Source organism: Streptomyces sp. NPDC047043 (assembly GCF_040644055.1).
Taxonomy (GTDB): domain Bacteria; phylum Actinomycetota; class Actinomycetes; order Streptomycetales; family Streptomycetaceae; genus Streptomyces.
In genome coordinates this window covers 210,225-232,083 of record NZ_JBEYVO010000003.1, presented here as the reverse complement: position 1 = coordinate 232,083, position 21,859 = coordinate 210,225, and the positions used below count along the sequence as shown (strand labels likewise).

At 67.9% G+C, this 21,859-nt stretch carries 17 protein-coding genes; 10 read left to right on the top strand and 7 right to left on the bottom strand.

What is annotated here, in order from left to right; all coding sequences use genetic code 11:
- Positions 1–80 precede the first annotated feature (80 nt).
- Entirely contained in the window at positions 81–1,427 is a 1,347-nt protein-coding gene (locus ABZ880_RS06285; RefSeq protein ID WP_361257712.1) for a VWA domain-containing protein, read from the top strand.
- Between the two features lie 71 nt (positions 1,428–1,498).
- Positions 1,499–2,845: an FHA domain-containing protein gene (locus ABZ880_RS06280; protein WP_361257709.1), complete on the top strand. Its 1,347-nt coding sequence runs from the start codon at positions 1,499–1,501 to the stop codon at positions 2,843–2,845.
- A 5-nt stretch (positions 2,846–2,850) separates the two neighbouring features.
- Here ABZ880_RS06280 and ABZ880_RS06275 read toward each other — a convergent pair whose 3' ends face one another.
- Positions 2,851–3,837, bottom strand: a complete 987-nt coding sequence (locus ABZ880_RS06275) for a methyltransferase domain-containing protein (RefSeq protein ID WP_361257706.1) — start codon at positions 3,835–3,837, stop codon at positions 2,851–2,853.
- Between the two features lie 287 nt (positions 3,838–4,124).
- Between ABZ880_RS06275 and ABZ880_RS06270 the strand changes: the two genes are divergently transcribed.
- From ABZ880_RS06270 to ABZ880_RS06250, 5 genes are all read left to right on the top strand, one after another.
- Positions 4,125–4,538 (top strand): globin, encoded by a 414-nt coding sequence (locus tag ABZ880_RS06270; RefSeq protein WP_361257703.1) that lies wholly within the window; start codon positions 4,125–4,127, stop codon positions 4,536–4,538.
- A gap of 146 nt (positions 4,539–4,684) precedes the next feature.
- Positions 4,685–7,939, top strand: coding sequence for an ABC transporter permease (locus ABZ880_RS06265; RefSeq protein ID WP_361257700.1), 3,255 nt, complete (start codon positions 4,685–4,687; stop codon positions 7,937–7,939).
- Entirely contained in the window at positions 7,932–8,105 is a 174-nt protein-coding gene (locus tag ABZ880_RS06260) for a hypothetical protein (protein ID WP_361257697.1), read from the top strand. Before ABZ880_RS06265 ends, ABZ880_RS06260 begins: the two co-directional genes overlap by 8 nt.
- Positions 8,098–10,815, top strand: a complete 2,718-nt coding sequence (locus ABZ880_RS06255; RefSeq protein WP_361257694.1) for an ABC transporter permease — start codon at positions 8,098–8,100, stop codon at positions 10,813–10,815. Before ABZ880_RS06260 ends, ABZ880_RS06255 begins: the two co-directional genes overlap by 8 nt.
- A gap of 106 nt (positions 10,816–10,921) precedes the next feature.
- The gene (locus tag ABZ880_RS06250) at positions 10,922–11,878 is read left to right on the top strand and encodes an ABC transporter ATP-binding protein (RefSeq protein ID WP_361257691.1); all 957 of its coding nucleotides are present in this window, start codon (positions 10,922–10,924) and stop codon (positions 11,876–11,878) included.
- 9 nt (positions 11,879–11,887) lie between these two features.
- Here ABZ880_RS06250 and ABZ880_RS06245 read toward each other — a convergent pair whose 3' ends face one another.
- The 6 genes from ABZ880_RS06245 to ABZ880_RS06220 form a co-directional block, all read right to left on the bottom strand.
- Entirely contained in the window at positions 11,888–12,556 is a 669-nt protein-coding gene (locus ABZ880_RS06245; protein ID WP_361257688.1) for a hypothetical protein, read from the bottom strand.
- Positions 12,553–12,960, bottom strand: a complete 408-nt coding sequence (locus ABZ880_RS06240; protein WP_361257685.1) for a thioesterase family protein — start codon at positions 12,958–12,960, stop codon at positions 12,553–12,555. Before ABZ880_RS06240 ends, ABZ880_RS06245 begins: the two co-directional genes overlap by 4 nt.
- A 6-nt stretch (positions 12,961–12,966) precedes the next feature.
- On the bottom strand, positions 12,967–14,631 hold the full coding sequence (gene ettA / locus ABZ880_RS06235; RefSeq protein WP_361257682.1) for an energy-dependent translational throttle protein EttA: 1,665 nt from the start codon (positions 14,629–14,631) through the stop codon (positions 12,967–12,969).
- Positions 14,632–14,839: 208 nt separating this feature from the next.
- Entirely contained in the window at positions 14,840–15,028 is a 189-nt protein-coding gene (locus ABZ880_RS06230; RefSeq protein WP_361257678.1) for a hypothetical protein, read from the bottom strand.
- Positions 15,029–15,062: 34 nt separating this feature from the next.
- Entirely contained in the window at positions 15,063–15,887 is an 825-nt protein-coding gene (locus ABZ880_RS06225; RefSeq protein WP_361257676.1) for a hypothetical protein, read from the bottom strand.
- A gap of 375 nt (positions 15,888–16,262) precedes the next feature.
- Complete coding sequence (locus ABZ880_RS06220; RefSeq protein ID WP_361257674.1) at positions 16,263–17,585, bottom strand: N-6 DNA methylase; 1,323 nt, start codon at positions 17,583–17,585, stop codon at positions 16,263–16,265.
- Positions 17,586–17,809: 224 nt separating this feature from the next.
- Here ABZ880_RS06220 and ABZ880_RS06215 point away from each other — a divergent pair, with 224 nt between their 5' ends.
- The 3 genes from ABZ880_RS06215 (at position 17,810) to ABZ880_RS06205 (ending at position 21,715) form a co-directional block, all read left to right on the top strand.
- Positions 17,810–19,894: a sensor histidine kinase gene (locus tag ABZ880_RS06215; protein WP_361257671.1), complete on the top strand. Its 2,085-nt coding sequence runs from the start codon at positions 17,810–17,812 to the stop codon at positions 19,892–19,894.
- A gap of 392 nt (positions 19,895–20,286) precedes the next feature.
- A complete protein-coding gene (locus ABZ880_RS06210; protein ID WP_361257668.1) occupies positions 20,287–20,649 on the top strand; it encodes a hypothetical protein in 363 nt (120 codons plus the stop codon).
- A 127-nt stretch (positions 20,650–20,776) separates the two neighbouring features.
- Positions 20,777–21,715 (top strand): hypothetical protein, encoded by a 939-nt coding sequence (locus tag ABZ880_RS06205; protein WP_361257665.1) that lies wholly within the window; start codon positions 20,777–20,779, stop codon positions 21,713–21,715.
- The last annotated feature ends 144 nt before the right edge of the window (positions 21,716–21,859 follow it).

Sequence of the window (21,859 nt, the reverse complement as noted above, 5' to 3'; positions counted from 1 at the left end):
CTCAGCGGACCGGAGGGGACCGGTCCGCATTCAGTCGTCGCCTCGCAACTGCGAGGTTTTCAAGGGGGATTTGAGTACGTATGGCCAATTTCTCGAAGTCCAACGTGCCGCAGTTCTCGATGGACGTGTACCAGAACGAGTACCTGCCGGAGGGCGGCCGTGAGGTCAACGCGATCGTCACGGTGACCGCCACCGGCGGCGGCACGGTCGGCAGCGCGGTCGCGGCGCCCCATCTTTACTCGCCCGGGCAGGGTCCCTCCGCGGCGGTGGCGATCATGGTCGACTGCTCCGGCTCGATGGACTACCCGCCGACCAAGATGCGCAACGCCCGCGACGCGACGGCAGCCGCGATCGACACCCTGCGCGACGGCGTGCACTTCGCGGTGATCGGCGGCACGCACGTGGCCAAGGAGGTCTACCCGGGCGGCGGGCGCATCGCGGTCGCCGACGCCACCACCCGCGAGCAGGCCAAGCAGGCCCTGCGCAAGCTCAGCGCGGGCGGCGGCACGGCCATCGGCACCTGGCTGCGCCTGGCCGACCGCCTGCTCTCCTCGGACGACGTCGCCATCCGGCACGGCATCCTGCTCACCGACGGCCGCAACGAGCACGAGTCGCCCGAGGACCTGAAGGCCGCCCTTGACTCCTGTGCCGGACGGTTCACCTGTGACGCACGTGGCGTGGGCACCGACTGGGAAGTGAAAGAAGTCACAGGGATCGCCTCCGCCCTGCTCGGCACCGCCGACATCGTCGCCGACCCGGCCGCCCTCGCCGCCGACTTCACACAGATGATGGAGAAGGCGATGGGCAAGGAGGTCGCCGACGTCGCGCTCAGGCTGTGGACACCGGTGGGCACCTCGATCAAGTTCGTCAAGCAAGTCGCCCCCACCGTCGAGGAGTTGACCGACCGCCGCACCGAGGCGGGCCCGCGCGCCGGGGACTACCCCACCGGCTCCTGGGGCGACGAGTCCCGTGACTACCACGTATGCGTGGAGGTCCCGGCCGCCGGCCTCGGCCAGGAGATGCTCGCCGCCCGGGCCTCACTGGTCATCCCGCAGCCCGACGGGAGCGCTCAGAACCTGGGCGCCCAGGGCCTCGTACGGGCTGTGTGGACCGACGACATGGCCGCCTCCACGTCGATCAACCCCCAGGTCGCCCACTACACCGGGCAGGCCGAACTGGCACAGGCCATCCAACAAGGGCTCGATCTTCGCAAAGCGGGCGATTTCGACGGCGCAACGGCCAAACTGGGCCGGGCTGTTCAGCTCGCAAGTGCCTCCGGAAACGCGGATACTGCGAAACTGCTTGCGAAGGTGGTGGACGTGGTCGATGCCGCGACGGGTACTGTGCGACTGAAAGCGAAGGTCGCGGAGGCCGACGAGATGACTCTCGAGACACGGTCCACAAAGACTGTTCGTGTAAAGAAGTGACACAGGCGGTGACACACGAAGTGTCACTGCACGACTCAGCAGGACCCTGAAGGAGAGGGGGAAGCGCCGACATGCCGACCTGCCCGAACGGACACCAGTCGGGTTCCGACGACTGGTGCGAGGTCTGCGGTCACCGCATGGCCGGTGCCGTGCCTCCGCCCCCTCCGCCGCCACCGCCCGGCGGTGGCTACGGATTCCCGCCGCCCGGCGGCCCCGGTGGACCCGGCGGCCAGCCCGGCGGCCGTCCGCACCTGTCCGCGGTGCCGGACCACGAGCCGGAGCTCTGCCCGCAGTGCCGCACGCCCCGCGAGGGCGGCGCGCCGTTCTGCGAGGAGTGCCGGTGGAACTTCCTGACCAACACCGCGACCTCGTACACCCCGGCTGCCCCGCGCCCGCCGGCCCCCGGCCCGAACGCGCGCTACCAGCAGCCGCCCGGCCCGTCGTACGGCGCCGGTGACTCGTACGAGTACCAGGGCTCCCGCCCGTCGCAGATGAACCGCCCCGCCGAGCCGATCCCGCCCTTCGGCAGCGAGCCGTCGGGCCCCGCGGGCTTCGGCAACGACCCGCGTCCGGGCGGTCCCCAGGGCTTCGGCAACGATCCGCTCCCCGGTGGCCCCCAGGCTTTCGGCAACGACCCGCGTCCCGGTGGCCCCCAGGGCTTCGGCAACGATCCGCGCCCCGGCGGTCCCCAGGGCTTCGGCAACGACCCGTCGCGGCCGGTTCCGCCGCCGCCCGGGCCCACGCCGCCCGCCGGTCCCGGTATGACGGGGGGTGCCCCGCAGGCGTACCAGCAGTCCGCCCCGCCCGGGTTCCCGCAGGAGACCCAGCGGCCCGCACACGGCGGTCCGTCCTTCGGCGGCGGTGACGACGACTGGGTGATCTCCCCGCCGACCGGCGGCCCGGGTGGTCCCGGCGGTCCCGGTCAGGGTGGTGGCTACGGCTACCCGCAGCCCGGCTCGACCCAGGCCCCGCCGCCGCCCGGCCCGGGCTTCCCGCAGCCGCCGGCCGGTCCCGCGACCTGGACGGCGACCATCGGTCCGGACCGCGAGTACTTCATGGCGATGATGCAGCGCTCCGGCCCCGAGGCCGCGGGCCTCAACCTGCCCGCTTACTCGCCGGAGCAGCAGCGCACCCTCAACGGCAACCAGATCACCATCGGCCGGCGCCGCCACTCCACCGGCGACACCCCCGACATCGACCTGGCGGTGCCGCCGGAGGACCCGGGCGTCTCGCACCAGCACGCGGTCCTGGTCCAGCAGCCGGACGGCAGCTGGGCGGTCGTCGACCAGAACTCGACGAACGGCACCACGGTCAACGGCTCGGAGGAGCCGATCCAGCCCTTCGTGCCGGTACCGCTGCAGGACGGCGACCGCGTGCACGTGGGCGCGTGGACGACGATCACGATCCGTAGGGGCTGAGCAGGCTAGATCGGGAGGGGCCAGGCGTACGGCCCCTCCGGATCGTCCAGCCACGCCCACTCGCGACCGCCGACGACCGTGATGCCGTAGCGCTCCCGTGTCGGCTGCTCCTCGCGCTCCCACAGGGCGAACGCCGCTCGGGGGTCGAGGCTGCCGCGGGTCAGGGCCAGCAGGAAGCGGAAGAGCTCGTGGTCCCTGGCCCGGCGCGGGATCCCGCCGAGCTGTGCGGGCTCGGGCTCGGGGCGGCTCCCGCCACGCAGCGGCACGAAGTAGGCCGGCGTGTGCAGGAAGCGGCCCTCGGCGTGGCCGGCGTCCCGGACCGTCAGGGCGAGCAGGCCGGTGGCGAACGGGGTCAGGATGCGCGCCCCGGGATTGCACTGGGCGAGCCAGGCGTGCGGGACCGAGGTCAGCGTGCAGGTGGCCATGATCCGGTCGAAGGGGGCGCGTTCGGGGACGCCGCGTGCGCCGTCCCCGGTGACGACGGCCGGGCGGTATCCGGCGGCGGCGAGGTGCTGCCGCGCGGTCTCGGTGATCTCCGGCTCCAGGTCGACGGTGGTGACGAGGTCGTCGTCGCCGAGCCGGTGGGCCAGCAGGGCCGCGTTGTAGCCGGTGCCGGCGCCGACCTCCAGGACCCGGTCGCCGGCCTGGACCTGCAGCTCGGCCAGCATCTTCGCCATCAGCGAGGGCTGGCTGCTGGAGGAGACCAGTTCGCCGTCGCGCAGCCGGGTCGCCAGCGGGGCGTCGGCGTACGCACCGCGCAGCCACCTCTCCCGCGTCCGCGGATCCGGACTCTCGCCCCAGCGCCGCTCGTAACCTCCCCTGACGCCGACGTAGTAGTACGGCACGAAGAGATGGCGCGGGACCGCCTCGAACGCCTCCCGCCACACCGGGTCGTCGTCCCAGGCCCCGCTCGCGTCGATCTCCCGCACGAGCGCGGCCCGCACGGTGACGGCGAGGTCGTCCAGATCCTTGTCGAGAGCTTGCGCGACCATACGTCCACTGTCCTGCGGGACGGGGCGCGAGGCGAGTACCGGACCCACTGCATCCGGAATGTCCGCTTCCCGCCCGGGGGCGGGACCTAGGGCTCTTCTGATGGATCTCCGTGGGAGAAGGAGCGGCGTTCGGTGCGTGCTCTCGGCGTGCCGGGCGGAAGCCCTCGTAGCGGAGCTACTAGGGCTTTTGACCGGTGCGGCGAGAGGGCGTGCCGGGCGTCGCGACGCCGCGGAGATCCATCAGAAGAGCCCTAGGCCTCAAGTCCTCCTCCGCCCGGTCTGAGAGCATGGAGGGCGTGACAGAGATTCGGCGCGGCACGCTTCAGGAGCAGACCTTCTACGAGCAGGTCGGCGGGGAGGAGACCTTCCGCCGCCTCGTCCACCGTTTCTACGAGGGGGTGGCCGAGGACCCGGTGCTGCGGCCCATGTACCCCGAGGAGGACCTCGGCCCGGCCGAGGAGCGCCTCACGCTGTTCCTGATCCAGTACTGGGGCGGCCCGACGACGTACAGCGACAACCGCGGCCACCCCCGGCTGCGCATGCGCCACGCCCCCTTCACCGTGAACCGCGAGGCGCACGACGCCTGGCTGAAGCACATGCGGGACGCGGTCGAGGAGCTCGGCCTGTCCGAGGAGCACGAGCAGCAGCTGTGGCAGTACATGACGTACGCCGCCGCGTCGATGGTGAACACCCCGGACTGACCGGGCGGCCGCTCCTGGCTGACGTGCGGATTCCGGTCGCCGGAATCCGGTCACAATCCGGTCAAGCCCGCCGTACAAGCGCTTACCCGCGACCCGAGTCCTCTGACAGCATCGCCCGGAGGTCTGGACAACCACGGGGGGTCGGGGTGTCGGCGTTCGGTGCGGTGGCACGGTTCGTCCTGTTACGCGCCCGCGCGCACCGCCTCCTGCTCGCCGCCGCGCTGCTGACCGTCCTGCTGACCACCGCCGTCCTCGCCACCCTCACCGCCTACTCGGGCGCGATCGGCGACGCCGCCCTGCGCCACTCGCTGCGGGACTCGCAGAACGCCGCCGACTCCGCGCTGATCGTCAAGGCCGACGTACCGAAGGCACAACGCAAGGCCGCCGACGACGCCGTACGGCAGGGAGCGCGCCGGACGTTCGAAGGGCTGCCGGTGTCCGTACGGACGCTGGTGCGCTCGGGCCCGTACGCACTGCCGCGCTCGCTGCAGGCGCCGGCCGCGCGGTCCGGGGACCCGGATCTGACCTATCTCGCGGCGCTGGACGCGGGGCAGGTGCGGATCGTCGAGGGGCGGATGCCGCGGGACGCCGGCTCCGGGAAAGCCGTCGAGGTCGCCCTCCCCCAGGTCGCCGCCCAGCGCCTGCGCCTCGAACCCGGCGCCCGTCTCACCCTCACCGACCGGCTCGGCGGCCCGAAGGTGCAGGTCGCACTCACCGGCCTGTACCGGCCCACCCGGGCCGACGCGCCCTACTGGCGGCTGGACGACCTGGGCGGCCGGGGCATCAGGACGCTCGGCTTCACCACGTACGGGCCCCTGCTCGCCGCTCCCGGCGTCCTGACCGGCGACAGGGTCAGCGCCGGACAGTCGGCCTGGCTGGCGTCGCCGGACTTCTCGACGCTGACGACGGGACGGATCGGCGAGTTGCGCGACGCGGCCCGCACCGGCAGCACGGCCCTGCGCAAGCAGCCCGTGCTCAGCGGCACCACGGCCGTGACCACCGCCCTGCCCGACGTCCTGACCCGCGTCGAACGCTCGCTGCTCGTCTCCCGCTCGACCCTGCTGATCGTCGCGCTGCAGCTCGCGCTCCTCGCCGGCTGCGCGCTGCTGCTGGTGGCCCGGCTGCTGAGCGCCGAACGCGAGGGCGAGACCCGGGTGCTGCGGGCCCGCGGTGCCTCCCGTGCCCAGGTCGGGGCGCTCGCCGCCCTCGAGGCGCTGTTCCTGGCGGTGCCCGCGGTGGTCTGCGCACCGCTGCTGTCGGGGCCGCTCACCCGGCTGCTGGCCGGGCAGGGGGCGCTGGCCCGGATCGGGCTGCACCTGGACGTGCCGGCCGCCGGGCGGCTCGGGGTGTGGCTGGTGGCGGCGGGCGTGGCACTGGGCTGTGCGCTCGCGGTGACGCTGCCGGCGCTGACCGTCGAGGGGTTCAGCCGGGGCAGAGCCCGTGCGCTGCCCGCTCCGGTACGGGCGGGCGCCGACCTGGGCCTGCTCGCGGTGGCCGGGGTCGCGTACTGGCAGCTCGACCGCCAGACCTCCGGCGCCGTGACCGGGAACAGCTCGGGCACCCTCGGCATCGATCCGCTCCTGGTGGCGGCACCCGCGCTGGCGCTGCTCGCCGGCACGGTGCTGACACTGCGCCTGCTGCCCCTGGTCGCGCGGCTCGCGGAGCGCCGGGCGGCCGGCGGGCGCGGGCTGACGGCGGCGCTGGCGGGCTGGCAGTTGAGCCGCCGCCCGATGCGCGGCGCGGGACCGGTACTGCTGCTGGTGCTCGCCGTCGCGCTCGGCATGCTGGCCATCGGGCAGGGCGCCTCCTGGAACCGCTCGCAGGACGACCAGGCGGACTTCGGCGCCGGAGCGCCGGTGCGGATCCTGGGCGCCGGGGACGGCGGCCTCGGGCGCACGGAGACGTACGCCGACGTGGCGCACGTACGGGAGATCGCTCCCGCGGTCCGCACGGACCTGCCGCTGTCCGACGACCGTGCGGCGACGCTGCTGGCCCTGGACACCGCGCACGCGGCGGACATGGTGCTGATGCGCCGGGACCTGGCGTCGGAGCCGGTACGGCCGCTGCTGGCGTCGCTGAGTCCGAAGGCACGGACGGCGGGAACCCAAGTGCCCCCGCACACCGCCCGGTTGAGGCTGACGGCCGCGCTGCGCAGCTCGACCGGCCCGGGGATCACGACGGACGTGACGGCCACACTGGAGGACGCCTCCGGGACGCCGTACGAGGTGCGGGCGGGTCAACTCCCCGCCGACGGCCGGACGCACACACTCGACATGGCCGTCTCCCCCGGCCGGCTGACGCTCACGAGCCTGCAGCTGGTCCTGGCTCAGCCGATCGAAAGGCCGGAACAACACCGGCTCACACTGGGCGATTTGACGGCCATCGGCACCGACGGAACGGTACGGCGGCTGCCGTGGCCCACCGACTGGAAGGCCGCCTCGCACCTCGACGGGCAGGTGTCGTCGCCGGACGAGCGCACCCATCCGACCAAGCCGAAGTTGAGGGTGTCCGGGTCGCCGACGGTCGAGTACGGCACGGGGTTCAAGCCGGACGGAGACACCTGGACCGTCTCGACGCTGACGGTGCGGTTGCAGGTCACGCAGCCGAAGCCCCCTGAAATAACGGGCATTGCGACCGACCGCTTCCTCGACTCGGCGGGCGCGCACATCGGGCAGCGCGTGGACGTGCCGCTCGGCGGGCAGAGCGTGCCGGTGCGGATCGTGCGCACCGTACGGGAGTTGCCGACCACCGGCGATGCCGATGGCGGCGCCCTGGTGGTCGATCTGCGGTCGGTGAACCGGGTGTTGGGGGCGCGGTACGGCGTGAGCGTCCCGCCCACCGAGTGGTGGCTGCGGACCGCGCCGGGCGAGACGGCCCGCGTCGCCGCGGCCCTGCGGGCACAGCCCGACCTGGACCCCGCACAGGTCCTGGTGCGCGACGAGACGGCCACGCAGCTGCGGGACGACCCGTTCGGCGCGGGCCCGGAGGCCGCGTTCGCCGCGGCGGCCGCGGTGGCGGCGGCCCTGGCCGCGGTCGGCTTCGCGGTGAGCGCCGCCGGTTCCCTGCGGGAGCGGCGCGGCGAACTGGCGGTGCTGCGCGCCCTGGGGGCACCGCGCCGCCGTCTGGCCCGCATGATCGCCGTCGAGCAGGGCGTCCTGGTGGCGCTGGCCCTGGTGGTGGGGGCGGCGCTGGGGACGGTGCTGACGCGGGCGGTGGTCCCGCTGATCGTCCTGACGGCGCAGGCGACCCGGCCCGTGCCGCAGGTGCTGGTCGAACTGCCGGTGCTGCAGATCGCCGTACTGCTGACGGCAGTTGCGGTCCCGCCGCTGCTGGTGATCGCGGGGCTGGCGTTGCGGCGGGCGGATCCGGTGGTGTCGTTGCGGGAACCGGGGGGTGAGTGAGGTGAGCCGGGTCAGGGCACCCTGGGTGCGTACACGGCTGCGGACGGCCCCCGGTGCCGCGTGCGCCCTGACGGCAGTTGCGGTCCCGCCGCTGCTGGTGATCGCGGGACTGGCGCTGCGGCGGGCGGATCCGGTGGTGTCGTTGCGGGAACCGGGGGGTGAGTGAGGTGAGCCGGGTCAGGGCACCCTGGGTGCGTACACGGCTGCGGACGGCCCCCGGTGCCGCGTGCGCGCTGGCGCTGCTGGTGGCGCTGACGGCGTGTCTGGCGGCGGCGTTCCCACGGGCGGTGGACCGGTACGAGGACGCGGGGCTGCAGCGGGCCGTCGAGCGGGCGCGGCCCGACGTGACCAGCGTGAGCGTGTACGCCGGGCAGTCCGACCCGCTGATGCCGCAGCGGATGCTGGAGGACGCACTGCGCCCGGGCCCGCTCGGCGTGCAGTACGAGAGGCTCCTCCCCGACGTCCCGCGTCCGCTCGCCGTCGATCGCGACCAGTCGACGTACGGGGTGCGCACCACCAACCCCCGGCCGGTGCCGGACCCTTGGCTCCCCAAGCCGAGCGGCATCCCGGCGAAGATCGAGCTCGCCGCCCAGCACGGGCTCGCCGAACACGCCACCGTCCGCTCCGGCCGCCTGCCCCGCACCGACGGCCAGGTGACCGCGGCCACGGCCGCGGTGGAGGCCGCGGTCAGCGCCGAGACCGCCAAGAGCCTGCACATCAAGGTCGGTTCGGTGATCCACTTCCCCGGCGCGGGCCACGCCCCACTCGTCGTCCGGGTCACCGGGATCCTCGCCCCGCGCGACCCGGACGGCGCCTACTGGTCCGGCCATCTCCTACTGCGCACGCCCAGCCTGATCACGGTCCCGAACACCGAACGCGACAAGTACTGGCTCGGCGCCCTGCTGCTCGCCCCCGAGGCGGCCCCCGCACTGCTCGGCACGCCCGCAGACCCTGTGCGGTACTGGCAGTTGGCCCCCGCCACCGAGCACCTCCACTCCTACGACCTGGACCGCCTGAAGTCCGCCGTCGCCTCCCTGGAGGGCGGCCCGGCCATGCAGGAGATGCGCTCGGTCACCGACCCCTCCACGGACATCAGCACCGGCCTCGACGACGTGCTCACCGCGTACGCGGGTCTGCGCGGCGGCGTACGCCCGCTGGTCGCCGTCGCCGCCTTCGGCACCGGCACGGTCGCCGCCGTCGTCCTGCTGATGGCGGGCGGCCTCACCGCGGACCGCCGCCGCACCGAACTCGCCCTGCTGCGCGCCCGCGGCGCCTCCCTGCGGGGCCTGACGGGGCGCCTGCTCGCGGAGACGGCGGTGATCGCGCTCCCCGCGGGCGCCCTGGGCCTGACCGCCGCACTGCTCGCGCTCCCCGGGAGCCGCGCCCTCTACGCGACCGCGGCGGCCACGACGGTCACCCTGGTCGCCTGCACGGCCCTGCCCCTGCGGGCAGCCGCCGCCCACCGGATCGTACGCATCCACGACGGCCGCGCGGACGTTGCGTCCGTACGACCGTCCCGACGCCGTACGGTCGTGGAACTCACCCTGGTCGCAGTGGCCCTGGCCGCGGTGGAAACGCTGCGCAGACGGGGCACGTCCGGCGACCAACTGAGCGCCCTGGCACCGGCGTTGGTGGGTGTGGCCGCGGCCCTGCTGCTCGTCCGCCTCTACCCCCTCCCGCTACGAGGCCTGGCCCGCCCGGCGGCCCGGCTGCGCGGCGCGGTGGGCCACCTCTCGCTCGCCCGCGCGGGCCGCACGTCCGCCTCGGCGGTGCTGCCCCTGCTGGCGCTGCTGACCGCCCTGACCACGGCGGCCTTCGGTGGCTCGGTCCTCGCGGGCGTGGCCGGGGCCCGCGACCACGCGGCGCTGCTGTCGATCGGCGCCGACGCCCGGGTCGAGGGGTCGGCTCCCCTGCCGTCGGGCCTGCCGGACCGGATCCGCCGGACGCCGGGTGTGCGGACGCTGGCCGCGGTGAGCATCACGTACCAGGCCAGACCGAACGACGAGACGCAGTCGATGCGGCTGGTGGGCGTGGACCCGCGGGACTACGCGGAGTTGGCGAAGCAGACGGGGCTCGGGGCGTTCGCGCCGGGCGAGTTGAGGCGCCCGTCGGCCGGCGGGGCACTTTGGGCGGTGGCCTCCCCGGCGGTCGCGTCGAGATTCGGCAGCCGGACCCTCCCGGTGCGACTGGAGGACGGCAGCACGGTCGCCGTCCGAATCGCTGCCGTCCGGGACAGCACGCCGGCCGTCAACGGCGAGGACTTCCTGGTCGTGGACCGCGCCGGCCTGAACGCGTCGGCGGCCCGTCCGACCGCACTGCTGCTGACCGGCACCCACCTGGACGGAGCCGCGCTGCGCCGGGCCGCGGGAGGCTCGGCGGACGTACACCTCCGCTCCGAGGAACGAGCCCGATACATCGACTCCCCCCTCCAGTCCGGCGCGGAACGCGTCTACGCGGCGGGCGTGGCGGCCGGCGGGGGCTACGCCGTCCTGGCCCTCCTGCTCTCCCTCCTCCGCGCGGCCCCCGAACGCGCGGCCCTGCTGGCCCGCCTGCGCACCATGGGCCTGACCCGCACACAGGGCCGCCGCCTCCTGATCCTGGAGTCCCTGCCACAGGCCGTACTGGCGGCCGCCGGGGGCGTGTTGACGGGTTGGGCGACGATCCGCCTGCTGTCGCCGGGCGTGGACCTGACGACGATCGCACTGGCGTCGGCCCAAACGCCCGTCGACAGAGCGGAGTTGCACACAGACGCGATGTCGTTGCTGATCCCGGCGGTGGCGATTGTCCTGGTGACCGTGGGAGTGGCGGGAGTTCAGGCGTGGTGGACGGGGCGGCGGGGGGCGGTGGCGGAGTTGAGGGTGGGGGACGTCCGGTGAGGGCACGCCATTGCAATTGCCACAGCTGCGGGCCGCCGCACCCGCACAGCCGCCGTAGCCGCGACCCAGGGCCACAGTCGACGAACCTCACCCAGGAGACCGACGGATGACCACGACCAACCCCACCCTCGCCGACCTGGCCACCCGCGCCGCAGCCGCCCGCAACCGCCCCACCTACGGCCACGACGCCCTGATCACCTGCGACCGCCTGGTCCGCATCTTCACCACCGACGGCATAGAGGTCCAGGCACTCCAAGGCCTCGACCTCCTCGTCCGCGAGGGCGAACTCATGGCCCTGGTGGGCGCATCCGGCAGCGGCAAGTCCACCCTCATGAACATCCTCGCCGGCCTGGACACCCCCACCGCCGGCGCCGCCCGCGTGGCCGGCCGCGACCTCCTCACGATGACGTCGAAGGACCGCCTGACCTACCGCCGCACCACCGTCGGCTTCGTCTGGCAGCAGACCTCCCGCAACCTGCTCCCCTACCTCACCGCGGCCCAGAACATCGCCCTCCCGATGCAACTGGCAGGCCCCCGCAAACGCCGCTCGCAATCCGAACGCGCCCTGGAACTCCTGCAGTTGCTGGACGTGGCCGACTGCCGCGACCGCCGCCCGCACCAGATGTCCGGCGGCCAACAGCAACGCGTGGCCATCGCCGTGGCCCTCGCCAACAACCCCGCGGTCCTGCTCGCCGACGAACCCACCGGCGAACTCGACTCCCACACCGCGGAACAGGTCTTCGCCGCCTTCCGCACCGCGAACGAACGCCTCGGCACCACCATCGTCATCGTCACCCACGACCAGGCGGTCGCCGGCCAGGTCCGCCGCACGGTCGCCATCCGCGACGGCCGCACCTCCACAGAGGTCCTGCGCCGCAGCGAGGTCGACGAGACGACCGGCCACGAGACGGTCGTCGCCCGCGAGTACGCGATGCTCGACCGGGCCGGCCGCCTCCAGCTCCCCGCCGAATACACGGAGGCCCTGGGCATGCGCGACCGCGTGGCCCTGGAACTGGAGCCGGACCACATAGCCATATGGCCGGACGACAGCGAAGAAGAGTGACGCGACTGTTCAGCGGACGCTGACGTCCAACGCCCCAAGTCCCGCCCTGCGCACGGCGATCGACCCGTACGGCGTGCGCAGCCGCAGCCACGCGCCGGAAGAGAACAGCGCGACCGGCGTCTCGGCCCGGAGAAACCCGAGCGACTGCGCCGCATGCACGGCCCGCACGGGAAGCGGGGTGTCCCCGACCGTCCGGGACCAGATGTCCCGCCCGATCCGGTCGAGTTCGGCCCGGGTACGAACCTCCGGCGCCAACTCCTGGGTACGGCCCCGGAATTCGGCGACCGCAGCCCGGACCATCGCCCGCAGCGCGTCCGGCACCGGCAGCCCGGCCTCGGGACGCCAGCCACCGCGGGGCGGCAGCACCCCCGCCCACGGCGGCCCGGTCACCGCGGCCGGAACACCTGCCGTGGCCGCCGACTCGTCGACGGACTCCAGCAACTCCCCCGCGGACACGGTCACATCGAGCGTGACGTCCAGCCCGTTCTCGTACGGCTTCGCAAGCCGCACCGCCCGGATCGCCAGCACCTCGAAGGACGGCGGTCGCCCGAAGACGGCGAGCGCGGTACCGGCGGCCTGGAGGCGCACCGCGGCCGAGCGGTCGTAATGGAGCAGCCGGGAGAGGAAGGCAGCGAGGTCCGCCGCCTCCCCCTCGTCGGCGAGGTGGAGCACCGTCATGCGGCGACGGCCTCGTCGTCGTCCCGGTACTCGCTGAGGAAGTCGCGCTCCTCGTCGGTGATCCGTCGCGGCCGCTCGTTCTCGAAGTCGAACGGCACGACCACCGTCGAGGCCCGCACATAGACCAGGTCGTCGTCCTTCACCTCGTAGGCGATGGTGAAGGACGCGGCCCGGATCTCCGTGATCCACAGCTCGATGTCCACCGGGTGGTGCCGGTGGACGAGCTGCCGCTTGTAGTCGATCTCATGGCGCGCCACCACGGACCCCTGCTTGAAGTCCTTTTCCGGACGGAACAGGAAGTCGATACGGGCTTCCTCCAGGTAGCGGATGAAGACCGCGTTGTTGACATGGCCGTACGCGTCCATGTCCGACCAGCGCAGGGGGCAGCGGTAGATGTGGCGCAAGATCGATCAGCCCCGGGTCAGCTTCTTGTAGGTGGCACGGTGCGGACGGGCGGCGTCCGGCCCGAGCCGCTCGATCTTGTTCTTCTCGTACGACTCGAAGTTGCCCTCGAACCAGAACCACTTGGACTCGCCCTCGTAGGCGAGGATGTGCGTGGCGACCCGGTCCAGGAACCACCGGTCGTGGGACACGACCACGGCGCAGCCGGGGAACTCGAGCAGCGCGTTCTCCAGGCTGCTGAGGGTCTCCACGTCCAGGTCGTTGGTCGGCTCGTCGAGAAGCAGCAGGTTGCCGCCCTGCTTGAGGGTGAGCGCGAGGTTGAGCCGGTTGCGCTCACCACCGGAGAGGACACCGGCCGGCTTCTGCTGGTCCGGGCCCTTGAACCCGAAGGCCGAGACGTAGGCCCGGCTCGGCATCTCGACCTGGCCCACATTGATGTAGTCCAGCTCATCGCTGACGACGGCCCAGAGGGTCTTCTTCGGGTCGATGTTCTCGCGGCTCTGGTCGACGTAGGAGATCTTGACGGTGTCGCCGACCTTGATCGAACCGGAGTCGGGCGTCTCGAGCCCCTGGATCATCTTGAAGAGCGTGGTCTTGCCGGCGCCGTTCGGGCCGATGACCCCGACGATCCCGTTGCGCGGCAGCGTAAAGCTGAGATCGTCGATGAGGACCTTCTCGCCGAAGGCCTTGTTGAGGTTGTCGACCTCGACGACGACGTTGCCGAGCCGCGGCCCCGGCGGAATCTGGATCTCCTCGAAGTCCAGCTTCCGCATCTTCTCGGCCTCGGCGGCCATCTCCTCGTACCGAGCGAGACGGGCCTTGGACTTGGCCTGCCGCCCCTTGGCGTTGGAGCGGACCCACTCGAGCTCTTCCTTGAGCCGCTTGGCGCGCTTGGCGTCCTTCTGGCCCTCGACCTTGAGACGGGTCGCCTTGGTCTCCAGGTACGTGGAGTAGTTGCCCTCGTACGGGTAGGCGCGCCCGCGGTCGAGCTCGAGGATCCACTGGGCGACGTTGTCGAGGAAGTACCGGTCGTGGGTGATGGCCACGACGGTGCCCGCGTACTTGGCGAGGTGCTGCTCCAGCCAGTTCACGGACTCGGCGTCGAGGTGGTTGGTGGGCTCGTCGAGGAGCAGCAGGTCAGGGGCTTCGAGCAGCAGCTTGCACAGCGCCACTCGCCGCTTCTCACCACCGGAGAGGGTGGTGACGGGCCAGTCGCCGGGCGGGCACCCGAGGGCGTCCATGGCCTGCTCGAGCTGAGCGTCGAGGTCCCACGCGTTGGCGTGGTCGAGCTCCTCCTGCAGCTTGCCCATCTCGTCGAGCAGCGCGTCGGAGTAGTCGGTCGCCATCAGCTCGGCGATCTCGTTGAACCGATCGAGCTTGCCCTTGACCTCGGCGACACCCTCCTGGACGTTCTCCAGGACGTTCTTCGCCTCGTTGAGGGTGGGCTCCTGCATCAGGATGCCGACGCTGTACCCGGGAGAGATGAAGGCGTCGCCGTTGGACGGCTGCTCCAACCCCGCCATGATCTTCAGCACGGTCGACTTACCGGCACCGTTCGGACCGACCACACCGATCTTCGCGCCGGGGAGGAAGTTCAGCGTTACGTCGTCAAGGATGACCTTGTCGCCGTGCGCCTTGCGCGTCTTGCGCATGGTGTAAATGAACTCAGCCAAGAGAAACCGTCCGGCAGCTTGAAATCTGGCAGTGGGCAGATACACCCCATCTTGCCTGACCGCCACCCCTGGGGGGAAACGCGTATGGCGGGGCATCTCTGACCTGGGGTTTCCTTGCTGGCGGGGGCGGCTCGACTGTCACTGTCGGTCGCCATTGGTCGGCCTCGGGCACCCTCGCACGGCCCAGGGACGGCCCAGCCCAACATGTTCAGGAGGGGGCGATCTTGCCCAGCGAGCGCCCCAGGGTGCCGATCACTCGGCCCAGCCGCTCGTTGGCTTCGTGAGGCAGCGCCGGGATTGGCGCGCCAGCAGCAAGGTGCTCGCCCACGATCCAGAGCACCTCGTACAGGTCCTCGGCGCTGGCGCGGTCCAGCCGGAGAACAACGTCATCGGTCATGGGGTTGGGGCACCGCGGCGCAGGCCGAGCCTGGCTACGGCAGGTCCTCCAGGCGTGCCAGCAGCCCGGCCGCCGTCGCCACCGCGGCGATCGCGTCCGCGCGGGTCCATGCGAAGTGCTCTGTGGTGCCCTCGTCATCGTGAGGCGCACCGCTGAACAGGGCGTACGCGCTCTGCGTGAGCATGGCCCACCGCTCGTCCTGAGTGCGATCCCTGGCCCTCTTGCTGACAGCCTGGTTGTACAGGGCCTCGGTGTTACAGGCCGGCCGCACCGCGTCCAGAGCTGAACGCGCTTTGCCGACAGCGGCTTCGTAATCGCCGCTGCGGATCAGAACCTTGGCCTCCCGTAGCCGCTGGGCAGCCAGTGCGCGTTCGTCGATGTCGGTAATCGGCACCAGGACGTCAACGAACGCCCCCGCGTTGAGGCCGTCGAGAGCCTTCGCCCACTCTTCGTGTGAGATCAGGATGGTCAGCTGATGCTCGCGGCCAGGCCAACCGTCGACGGCGCCGAGCTGTACCGCGGTCAGGTTTGCGCGTAGCTCCAGCTCCCTGCCCTGCCGTGCCTTCTCCAGACCCATGAGCTGGGCGTCGGTCAATGTGACATCGAAGTTGAGAAGGCGGCCCTCGGGGTGCGCCTCTATCGGCCACCGCTGCACCATCTGGCCGAGATACCCGGAGTTTCCAAGGCCGTCGGCCCACAGCTCGCCCGACACCTGGTGCGCCTGCTGCACGGGGATGTTGCCTGTCCCGCCGGTCTCGAAGAACAGTGTGAGGCGATGTACACCCCAGCCAGGCAAGAGACTCAGCGCACGCCGCGCCGGCTTGATGGACAGCAGGTAGTCGTCGAACTGGAAGGCCATCAGGGGGCTCCTCGCCAGTAGGTCCAAGAATGCTCTGATGGTGTCAGCTCGGCGGCTGGCAACGCCAAGGAGTTACGCCGAGCCCCGACTTGGAGGTCCCGGCTAACCCACTCAGGTGGCCTGTTAGCCCCACGCAGGCAATGCAGTGGGTGTACTTGGCTGCTGGGTGGGTTGTCGCGGGCCCCTTGAGAACGACCGGTCCATGAATGGTCCACTGTTCTGGAGAGCCCGCAGTGACGGCCCATGATGCGAGGCAGATGCACCATGGGCCCCCGCAACATGGGCCGAGTCTCCTGTACACGGTTGCCTCCGAGACCGGGTGCGCCATGTAGGTGAGTGACCTGCTACCAGGCGACTGCACCCGCAAGGATGGCTCTACACGAGCCAAGGGATCTCGCGCACGGCCCCAACTGTGAGATGGCGGCACCTGATTCGATTGTCTAGCCAATCGCTTGTTGATCTACTTGAAAGTACTTCGAGCAGCGTTTGGCAGGATTTGAGAGATCCATCCCTCGGTGAAGCAACGATCAAATGATTGTCTACTGCCACCGCTCTCTCGCCTGTCACCAGTACGCCGCTGAGTCGAGACTGATGCTGTGACGTCGAAGGTCGGGAAGTCCTTCGGACGAGTACGAAAGGAGGTTCAAATACTCGTCGAGAGAACCTTCGTCGGCGCGCGGGAGTAGAAATTTCGCCGGATGCGGGCAGGTCTCTCGCCCGAGCGAACGGGTATTCAGGACCGTCTAGAGGATCGCGATTATCAACAACGGTACCAACTCGCACGGAGAAAAAGTCATTGACCGACTGCGAGCTGATCTCAGCATGGCCGGTCGTTTCCCACCATTCGCTCGAGATCTCCAATGGTTTTTGACGAGCAATCTTGGCGTCTAGCAAGAAGACGTCGACGTCAGCGTGTTCGTCGAATTGCCCATACGTATCTAGCGAACTGCGTCTCAAGATGCTATCAACCTGTGTACGCCAAGAAGAATAGCGACTGCCACTCCTCAAGACGTCGGGAAGGATGGCTGTGAGGTAACTGCCATCAGCCAAATGATTCGCCGCCTGATATGTGAATAGAGCCGCGGCGGACGTGGGGCGAGCTGTCCATGGCCGACTCAGAGGTGATGACACAACATTGAATGGAGGATTCAGTACGATGTGTCCCGTGAATGCCTCTCGCTCCTTTAGGGCTTCCAGGCCATCCCTAACGACTACGTTGGTGAAGTATGTAGACGTATCCGCAACGGGAAATTTGTTCAGCCTCTGATATCCGTGGCGCAAGAGGGCGGCGATGAACAGCCGATGACGTGCCGCCTCCACGAATTCGCTATTTATGTCCCAGCCGTGCAGGCGGTAAGTCCACTCTTCGAGCGTTGCTTTGAGAGATTCCCGGATCGGTAGCGCATGCGATGCTGCCAGTAGCAGGTCACCGGAGCCGCATGTCGGGTCGAGGTAACGTTCCGAAGTAGCTCGGGATTTCAAGAGGTCACTAACCCGCTGCTTCAGCGGGGCGGGAGTGAAAAATGCGCCGACTTGCCGACGATAGTCAAGGGGTACAAGTCGGCGCAGCTGCTCCGACGCCTCGCCGTCGACACTGGCCAGGAGGCGGTGGTGCAGGTCCGGCCGGCCCGAAGTCACGTCTGCGGTCAGTTCGCGCAGGTGAGTTGTGTACTCCCCGTAGCTGTGTGCCCCAGTCATCCCGGATCTACTCCCTGTTGATCTAGTCCACAGCCCTGACGTCGCGTCACTATCAGCCATGAGAGCTAGCTTTGAGTCAGAGATGCCCTCCAACGTAGTGCACAGATCAACGCGCAGCACTACGCTGGCTGCGAGGGGTGATCTGTTGACATCGCCTCAACCACGTAGCGATTGCTGTGCTGTTGGAAGCAGGCATGGCCTGGGACGCGGGGGAAATGGGGCACATGGGTACAGAACGCCTGAGGTTCGCGCCAGAGATGCTCGCTCGACTTGGCGAGGAACTCATCCCCCATCCAGACCTGGGAATCGTCGAACTGGCACGAAACTCCTACGACGCTGATGCGATCAGCTGTGAAGTTAGCCTCTTGAACGTTGGCGAACTCGGTGGAACCATCGTTGTGACCGATGTCGGCGAGGGGATGACGGCTGCCGACATCAGAGACGGTTTCTTACTTCTCGGACGCTCCGGGAAAGTAGACGACTCTGTTACTGCTCGTGGTCGGCGAAAGGTCGGAGAGAAGGGGCTCGGCCGACTGGCAGCACTACGGCTCGGACACGAGGCCATTGTTCGGACTCGACCCAAGGCGGAACCGGGAATCGAGTATGCCGTACACATCAACTGGGCTCGATACGACCAAGCTGCAGCTATTGAAGATGTCGACCTTGAAGTAGTCTCCAGGGAAACTTCGGAGAAGCCCGGGACGACCATCGAAATAAAGAATCTGCGCGCCCCACTCGCAGATTCCGATGTGCGACGGCTGGCCCGATCCCTAGTCATGTTGACTGGTCCGTTTCCCGATAAAGGGGAAGATTTCACCGTCACGCTCGACGCTCCGGACTTTGTTGAGCTTCAAAAGGTGGTAGATGCTGGTTTCTTTGAAGCGGCAAACTATCTGCTCCGGGCAACCCTTGACGAAAACGGTCAAGTAACAGCATATCTGTTGGACGGTGCAGGAACCATACTGGCTTCCGGAGACCACTTTGCAGTTACGTCAAGTTCCGTCTTGGGGAACCACGCTGGGTACATTGCCCCCGCTGCAGAGCTTGAGATCTGGATGTTTAATCGCACTCGGCCCTCCTTTACTACGCAATTGACACCAGCGCTTCGAAAGGCCTATTTGGCCTGGCTCGACGAAGTCGGCGGCGTTCATTTTTATCAGCGCGGACTGCGGGTCCACCCGTATGGTGACCGCGGTTACGACTGGTTGGACATGAACGTTCTTCAGAAGCGGAATCCGGAAGAGCGACCCGGCACCAATAACTCCGTTGGACGCGTGATCGTCGTTGCAGACGGCGGCCGGCTGATGCCAAAGACCGACCGTAGCGGTTTCGTCGAGAATACTGCTTTTGTAGAGTTGAAGGAGTTCGTTCGCGCTTCGCTTGAATGGGCTGCTGATGTGCGGCTTGATCGACGAGACAAACGAAAGATCGAGGAAAAGAAGAAAACTCGAGAACGGGTAAAGGAAACTCAGGACAAGGTCGATGCGGCGCTACGGTTAGTTCCCGATAGCATCCGCCCTGCGGTTCAGCAGGCGGTGCGCGAAGATAGGGCGGCAATGGCCGAAAGGCTGGAGGTCGTAGAAAGCGACCTTATGCTTTACCGCACCCTCAGCACAGTCGGGACAACCACGGCGGTTTTTGCACACGAGACGCTTCGCCCGGTCGACACGATCGAACAGATGGTTGGATCTATTGCCCGGCGTGGTGAACGAGAGTTGGGCAACGAGCGATTCATTTCAGTCCTTGGCGATCCTGTAGACCTCATCCGAAGGTCAGCAGCATCTCTACACACGTTCGCGGAATTGCCCTTGGAGTTGTTGAAGCAACGCAAGCGGAAATGGCGGGACGTTGACGTCAACGCGGTTGTGCAGGAGATAACGGAAAGTTTCGAACCGTATTTTGCTGACGCGCGGGTGTCTGTGTCTACGGATCTTACCCAAGCCTCTTCTGTGGTCGTGCGCTCAACCATTGCTTCTGTTGAAGCAATCTTGGCTAATTTTCTTGCGAACTCCGTGGCGGCGTTCACGAGCCCTGCGCATCAGTCAACCACTCGAGAAATAGTCGTTCGTACTGAGGTCTCCCCAGACGAGGTGACCTTGGGAGTGCTGGACTCTGGACCGGGAATTATCGGGATCGATAAGGATGAGGTATGGAAGCCTGGTAAATCAACCAGGAACGAGGGGACCGGGATGGGACTTACCATCGTTCGAGACATTGTGCTCGATCTCAAGGGTAAATTCTGGGCAGTCGAGAACGGTGAACTGGGCGGTGCAGAACTCTATGTCTCGTTCCCTCGGGTTGACTCATAGAGGCAGTTTCCTTCTTCGGTGTGCAGCGTGTAGTTAGGGTGAAAGTGCAGAGCGTTCTTGACGCATTAAGGCCTGGCTCCAAGATTGCGGTGGTAGACGACTCGCTTGATGACATGAGGCGTACGTCTATCCTCTTGGAGGATGCAGAATTCGAACCTGTCGCGATTGATCCGGCTTTCCCGACTCTGCAAGAGCTACTGGATACAGTCGCAGATAGGGCTGAGGGTCTCGTGTGCGATCATAGGCTGAGCCATGGAGCCAATGCCCCATTTACGGGGGCACAGGTTGTCGCGGCCAGCAATAGGCGGCGGGTTCCGGCCGTTCTAATCACGGGCTATGCCGACCTGGACGAGCAGACGAGTATTCGTAGGTACCGGTCCAATATCCCTTGCATGCTTCGAAAGCGTTTTGAGCCGGCGGAGATTGAGTTAGCACTGACACGAGCGCATCGTGAACAGGTGCACGGCCCGGCTCCGGAACGCGTTGGGCATCGAACCGTCGTCCGGGTGCTACGCGTGGACCGTATCGGTGCCGAACGGATCGTTGAGGTAATCGTGGTCGCTTGGGATCCTGTCGATGCTGTGATACTTCCAGCAGACATGATCACCTCCTGTGTCGGCATTTCGGAGGAAGAACTCCCTGGTAAGCGTTTTATGGCTAGGGTAAATATCCATGCGCGGTCCTCCGAGGAGCTATTTTTCGAGAATTTTGAGTTGGCTCCCGAAGTTCCTGGCAGCTGGCTTTCAAAGTTGTGAAGAGGTACAGGTGACCGGAAGCACAGAGCTCCCAAATCAGCGAACGTCTGCAGGGCCAGCGGCGCAGATCCTAAACGTCGGGCATGGAAACTGTTCGTTCATCCATGATGGGCCCAGTGGAGTCGTCGTGGATGTGCCGGCTGTAATGCCACTCCTGGAAGAAATGAACCGGGTCGGCGCTAACGTAGTCGACCATCTTATTCTTTCGCATGCGGATAATGATCACATCAAGGGCGCTGCAGCCCTCATGGCTCACGATGAAGTGACCGTGAAGGCCTTATGGGCAAATCCGGATTCTACAAAGCTCTCCGAAGCTTTCATGGACCTGCTCACTGTAGCGGCCGATCGCCACAACCGAGGTTTGCTTAGCGTTCGCACCAATCTCAATGTTGGGGCGAACGGCGCTCTCGATTGCGGGAGAATAGGCGTACGGATTCTACATCCAGGGATTTTATGGGCTGGAGTCGGCCCTGCGAAAGGTAAGCATCCGATTGGCTCCATTACATCGAACGGCATGTCTGCTGTCATCCGCATCGAATTAGATGGTAGCCCCGCGGTCTTGTTGCCCGGCGATCTTGATGCCAAGGGATTTGCTGAAATGCAACGGGTCGGCGTCGATATGAAGGCGCCCGTCTTGGTTTTTCCACACCATGGCGGTCGGTCAGGGGCAGCCGATAATCGGAAATTTGCCCGCGAATTGGTAAAGGCCGTTCAGCCGGAATTGGTGATATTTTCCCACGGCCGGTTAAACTTCGTGAACCCACGTAAAGAAGTTGTTGATGGCATTCGGGACGCCTTGGGGGATAGGGTGCAGATTGCTTGCACCCAGGTCAGTCGAGCCTGCCATGCATCTGTTCTTCCCGATTCGATTGACGCCCGTCGCGGGAGTTACGCAAAGTTGGCTTGTGCGGGATCGCTGAGCATAACTGCGACAAGTGCGGGTATCTCATGGTCACCCGGCGTGAGGCGGCACAGTGCTACCGTTGATTTACTGGAATCTCCGATGTGTCGCACGCCCGACAGTCTCGACGCAGGGCGCAGAGTTCTGCAAATAGAGAACGAGTAGCGATGCTGTTCGTATGGCGTCTTGCTGTCACTTGTGAACGTCGGCCTATGGTTTGTGTAATATCACCCGCTTCAGTTAAGCCGGGGAGCCGCTTGTCATTGTAGGTCGGTGTAGCGACTTTGGCCGGGAGCTGCTTTGGCGCGA